General features: G+C 75.1%; 5 protein-coding genes. 2 read left to right on the forward strand and 3 right to left on the reverse strand.

Annotated elements, in window-relative coordinates; all coding sequences use genetic code 11:
• Nucleotides 1-227 precede the first annotated feature (227 nt).
• Nucleotides 228-1,217 carry an SAM-dependent methyltransferase gene (locus ACZ49B_RS38975; protein ID WP_468316032.1) on the reverse strand — a complete coding sequence of 330 codons (990 nt, stop codon included), beginning with the start codon at nt 1,215-1,217 and terminating at the stop codon, nt 228-230.
• A 107-nt stretch (nt 1,218-1,324) separates the two neighbouring features.
• Here ACZ49B_RS38975 and ACZ49B_RS38980 point away from each other — a divergent pair, with 107 nt between their 5' ends.
• Together ACZ49B_RS38980 and ACZ49B_RS38985 are read left to right on the forward strand one after the other, a co-directional pair.
• Entirely contained in the window at nt 1,325-2,527 is a 1,203-nt protein-coding gene (locus ACZ49B_RS38980; RefSeq protein WP_468316035.1) for a sensor histidine kinase, read from the forward strand.
• Between the two features lie 17 nt (nt 2,528-2,544).
• A complete protein-coding gene (locus tag ACZ49B_RS38985) occupies nt 2,545-3,213 on the forward strand; it encodes a response regulator (RefSeq protein ID WP_383505955.1) in 669 nt (222 codons plus the stop codon).
• Nucleotides 3,214-3,323: 110 nt separating this feature from the next.
• Here the strand turns inward: ACZ49B_RS38985 and ACZ49B_RS38990 are convergent, their stop codons facing one another.
• Complete coding sequence (locus ACZ49B_RS38990; RefSeq protein WP_468316039.1) at nt 3,324-4,742, reverse strand: PH domain-containing protein; 1,419 nt, start codon at nt 4,740-4,742, stop codon at nt 3,324-3,326.
• Complete coding sequence (locus ACZ49B_RS38995; protein WP_468316042.1) at nt 4,739-5,230, reverse strand: PH domain-containing protein; 492 nt, start codon at nt 5,228-5,230, stop codon at nt 4,739-4,741. The genes ACZ49B_RS38990 and ACZ49B_RS38995 overlap by 4 nt, the downstream gene beginning before the upstream one ends.
• Between the last annotated feature and the right edge of the window lie 109 nt (nt 5,231-5,339).

Below are 5,339 nucleotides of genomic sequence, written 5' to 3' on the forward strand. Positions count from 1 at the left end.
GGGAGTCGACGCGGAGCGTCGGCGAGTGACGAGAACGCGGCGAGCGCGCGTTGCCGGACGCCGCGAGCCCGGCCTGATCGACAAGACGCCCCCTAAGGGGGTGTCCGCACAGTCCTGCCTGGCCCGCGGTGTCTGGTGCCGCACCTTGCCGCGTTGTCGGGGGGGGGGGGGGGGGGGGGGGGGGGGGGGGGGGGGGTGCCCCCCCCCCCCCCCCCCCCGGCACACCCTCAGCCGGGCCAGCCCTCGACACCCACCGGCTGGATCAGCCAGGCGAAATCGCCCAGCCCGCCGCGGGCGGTGAGTTCCGCCGCCTCGCCGGCCGAGGCCAGGGCCCGGACGTAGGCCGCCGGGTCCGTCGACGCCATGGCCAGCGGCGGGCGCGAGCCCGAGACGCCGAGGGCGGTCAGGGCCTCGCGCTGCGACACCAGCACCGCCCCCTCTCCCGCGCACGCGTCCAGCGCCACGTGAGCCGTCACGTCGCACGTGCCGTCCGGCACCGGCGCGACCTCCCGCCCCCCGCGGAATCCCGTCAGGGTGCCGTACGGGGGCCGGGCCTCCCGAACGTGCGCGTAGTCCACCGCCACCGCCAGCCCCCGCTCGACCGAGCGAACGGCAACCGCCCACGCCTCGTCCCGGGCCCGCCCGATCTCCGCCCGGCCGGGCCCGGGCCACCACCGCTCCAGCCACGCCAGGTCCGCGCCGTCCACCGCCGGCCCGCGGCTCTCCGTACCCGCCCGGTCGACCAGTACGTAGTGCCCGTCCTCCGCGATCTCCAGCGGTACGTTGTCCAGCCACTCGTTCGCGAACAGCAGGCCCCGCGTCCCCCCGGGCGGCTCCGGCACCCACCGGATCCGCGGGTCCAGGCCGTCCGGCCGCTCCGCCCGCTCCACCGCCCAGGCCCGCACCCGCGCCGCGACCTCCGCCGGGAGCGCGCCCAGCACCCCGGTCAGCAGTTCCCCCCGCCCGGCCCCGACGTCGACCAGGTCCAGCCCCTGCGGGTGCCCGAGCTCGGTGTCCACCCACTGCAGCAGGCGGGCCACCGCCCCCGCGTACAGCGGCGAGGCGTGCACGGAGGTGCGGAAGTGCCCGGCCGGGCCCGGCCCGCCCGGCCGTACGTAGAACCCGTCCGGCCCGTACAGCGCGGCCTCCATCGCCGTCCGCCACCGGACCGGAACCGGAACCGGAACGGGATCCGCGACTTCTCCCTGAGTGCTCATCCCCGAAAGATTAAGCTGGGCCTCCACCTTGGGGAGTACACCTCCGTCACACGGATCGCACCTGTGGTTGACTCCAGCACCTATCTCCTTTGCCTACTCTGGGTTACGTGCAGCGCCTCTACGACTTCCTCCGCAGACACCCGACGGGCGTCGACAGCTTCTGGGCTGTCCTCCTCGTCGGGCTCGGGATGCTGCAAGTCGCCGAAGACAGCTTCAGCAGCACCACCGCGCGGCTGATCGCCGTCCCCTCGGTGCTCGCGATGGGCGTCGTCGTGGCCCTGCGCCGCAAGTGGACGCAGCCGATGTTCTGGCTCGCCGTCGGCACCGGCGCCTACAAGCTGGTCACCCACACCGAGGTGATCAACTCCGACCTCGCGATGCTGATCATCCTGTACACGGTCGCGGCCTCGGCAGAGATCTCGCGCCGGCTGTCCCGTACCGCGCTCGCCATCGGATTCCTCGCCTCCCCCCTCTACGCCCTGCGCTTCCAGGTGGACAAGGGCGACGCCCGCGCCGACTTCCTGTTCACGCTCTTCGCCATCGTCCCGTTCGCCCTCGCCTGGGTGCTCGGCGACTCCCTGCGCACCCGCCGGGCGTACTACGCCCAGCTCGTCGAGCGGAACCAGCGGCTGGAGAAGGAGCGCGAGGCCCAGGCCAAGGTGGCCGTCGCCGCCGAGCGCGCCCGGATCGCCCGCGAGCTGCACGACGTCGTCGCGCACAACGTCTCGGTGATGGTGGTCCAGGCCGACGGCGCCGCGTACGTCATGGACGTGGCTCCCGATCAGGCCAAGGAGGCCCTGCAGACGATCTCCGGCACCGGCCGCCAGGCCCTGGCCGAGATGCGCCGCCTGCTCGGCGTCCTGCGCACCGGGGAGCCCCAGGAGTCCGAGGACTACGTGCCCCAGCCGGACGTCGAGCAGATCGAGGTCCTGGTCGAGCAGGTACGGGCGGCCGGGCTCACGGTGGACTTCGAGGTCGAGGGCGCACCGCGCCGGCTGCCCAGCGGCGTCGAGCTCACCGCGTACCGGATCGTGCAGGAAGCACTGACGAACACCCGCAAGCACGGTGGCCCGGACGCCACGGCGAGCGTCCGGCTGGTCTACTTCGACGACGGGCTCGGCCTGCTGATCGAGGACGACGGCCGGGGCGCGGCCCACGAGCTGTACGAGGACGGCGGCGCCGACGGCGCCGGGCACGGACTGATCGGCATGCGCGAGCGGATCGGCATGGTCGGCGGCACCCTGGACGCGGGCCCGCGGCCCGGTGGCGGCTTCCGGATCAGCGCACTGCTCCCGCTCAAGACGAGATGACGAGGTCGAGGTAACTGATGTCCATCCGAGTGATGCTGGTCGATGACCAGGTGCTGCTGCGCACGGGCTTCCGGATGGTGCTCGCCGCCCAGCCGGACATGGAGGTCGTCGCCGAGGCCGGCGACGGCCTGGAGGCGCTGGAGGTGCTGCGGGCCACGAAGGTGGACGTGGTGCTGATGGACGTCCGGATGCCGAAGCTCGACGGGGTCGAGGCCACGCGCCGGATCTGCGAGCGCGACGAGCACCCCGACGTGATCATCCTGACCACCTTCGACCTGGACGAGTACGCCTTCTCGGGTCTGAAGGCGGGCGCGAGCGGGTTCATGCTGAAGGACGTGCCGCCGGCGGAGCTGCTGGCCGCGATCCGCTCGGTGCACAGCGGGGACGCGGTGGTGGCCCCCTCCACGACCCGGCGCCTGCTGGACCGCTTCGCGCCGATGCTCCCGACGACCACGCAGGAGCCGCAGAACAAGGAGATCGAGCGGCTGACGGAGCGCGAGCGCGAGGTCATGCTGCTGGTGGCCCAGGGCCTGTCGAACGGCGAGATCGCCGCCCGCCTGGTCCTGTCCGAGGCCACGGTGAAGACGCACGTGGGCCGCATCCTGACCAAGCTGAACCTGCGCGACCGCGTCCAGGTCGTGGTCCTCGCGTACGAGACGGGCCTGGTCCGCGCCGGCGGCGCCTGAGGGGGTGTCCGCAAGGTCCTGCCTGGCCCGCGGCGGGCGGCGCCCTTCGGGCGCCCGGCACGACTTCGCGGACACCCCCTAAGCATCCTGCGCCCGTCTCCGGCCGCCGGTCAGGTCATCCAGCGGTCCGGGCGGGCGTCCGCGCGGGAGGTGCGGGAGCGGGCCGCCTGGGCGTCCAGCAGGGCGGCGGCCTCGGCGGCCGGCCGCAGCCGGGCCGTGACCGTGCCGTTCGCGCCGGTGTCCACATGGACGTCGGCCACGCCCCGGGCGCGCTCCCACGGGCCCTGGGTGAGCCGGACGCTCTGCACCTTGGCGTGCGGGACGATCTCCGTACGGCGGCACAGCAGCCCCTTGCGGGCGGCGAACACGTCCGCCGAGACGGCCAGGGCGTAGCCCTTCCACCACACCGGGACCACCCACCGCGACCCGGTCTTCGGGGACCGGTCGAAGGCGAGGGCCGCGAGGTCCACGCCCGGCAGCACCCGGGCGACGACCGCCTGGGCGGCGGCCCGCGAGGCCACCGGGACGAGGACCTCGTTCTTCGAGCCGGCCACCGCCAGCTCCACCCGCACCCAGTCCCGGCGCCGCCACAGCAGCGGCTCCACGATCCGTACGGTCTGCACCCGCCCCGGCGGCACGGTCTCGTGGGCCCGGTCCAGCAGCCCGTGGTCCAGGCGCAGCCCGTCCGGGGACTCGGCGACCCGCCAGTCGAACTCGGCGAGGAAGCGCCCGGCCGTACCCGACCAGAGCCCGCCCAGCATGGGCAGCAGGGTGGCGATCGTCGCCCAGGGGTTCCCGCTGAACCACCACACGGCGACCGGGGCGATCAGCCCGGCGGCCAGCGCCGCCCACGCCGAGAGGGTGAGCAGCAGCGACACCGCCAGGTCCGCGGGGCGGACCCGCAGCAGCTCGCGCTGCGGGGCCTCGCCGAGCGCGACGGCCTCGGCGGGGGCGAAACCGGCGGCCCGGGCCAGCAGCTCGGCGCGCAGCGCCACGGCCTCCCGCTCGTCGAGGAAGGCCAGCTCGTCCTTGTCCTCGGTGCCGATCACGTCGAGCCGCAGCTTGGCGACCCCGGCCACCCGGGCCAGCAGCGGCCGGGTCACGTCCACCGCCTGGATCCGGTCGAGCCGGATGTGCGCGGTGCGCCGGAAGAAGAGCCCGCTGCGGATGCGCAGCTCGGTGTCGGTCACCGCGTAGTGGGTGAACCACCAGCTCAGGAACCCGTACAGGCCGAACACCACGACCAGGCCGGCCAGGGTCAGGGCCCGCAGGCCGGGCGACAGCCCGACCACCCACCGCTCGACCTGCTCGCCCTGCTGGACGACGACGCCGACGGTCGCGGCGATCGGCACCCATGCCCGGCGCAGCGGCGTGAGCACGTGCAGCCGCCGCTCCACGGCGGGCGCGTCCTTGGATCCGGCCGCGGATCCGGCCGCGGACTCGACCCCGGCTCGAGTCCCGGTCGCGGACTCGGCCCCGGCTCCGCTCCCGGATCCGGCTGCGGATCCGGCCGCGGATTCGGCGGTCACAGGCCCGCCGACCTTGCTTCGCCGAGCTCCGTCAGCCGGTCCCGCAGCCGCTCCGCCTCGGCCGGGACCAGGCCCGGAATCTTGGCGTCCGTGGCCGCGGCCGCCGTGTGCAGCTGGACGGAGGCCAGCCCGAAGCGCCGCTCCAGCGGCCCCGAGGTCACCTCGACCAGCTGCATCCGCCCGTACGGGACCACCGTCTGCGCCCGCCACAGCACCCCCCGGCTGATCAGCAGGTCGTCGGCGCGCTCCGCGTACCTCCAGGACCGCCAGTTGCGGCCGAGCAGCACCCAGCCCCAGGCCAGGCCCCCGAGCCAGAACGCCCCCGCGGCCGCCCACACCGGGCCTGCCGTCAGCCCGAGCAGCAGGGCCGTCCCGGCCGCGAGCGGCACCGTCCACATCACCAGCAGCAGCCGCCGCAGGGTGAGCAGCCCGCCCGGCAGCCCCACCCACTCGGGCCGGCTCGTCCCGCCCGTGGTCCCCGTTTCCATGCGCTCAGCGTAGGGGGGCGGGGGGGGGGGGGGGGGGGGGGGGGGGGGGGGGGGGGGGGGGGGGGGGGGGGGGGGGGGGGGGGGGGGGGGGGGGGGGGGGGGGGGGGGG

Source organism: Streptomyces sp. NPDC031132, assembly GCF_055570595.1.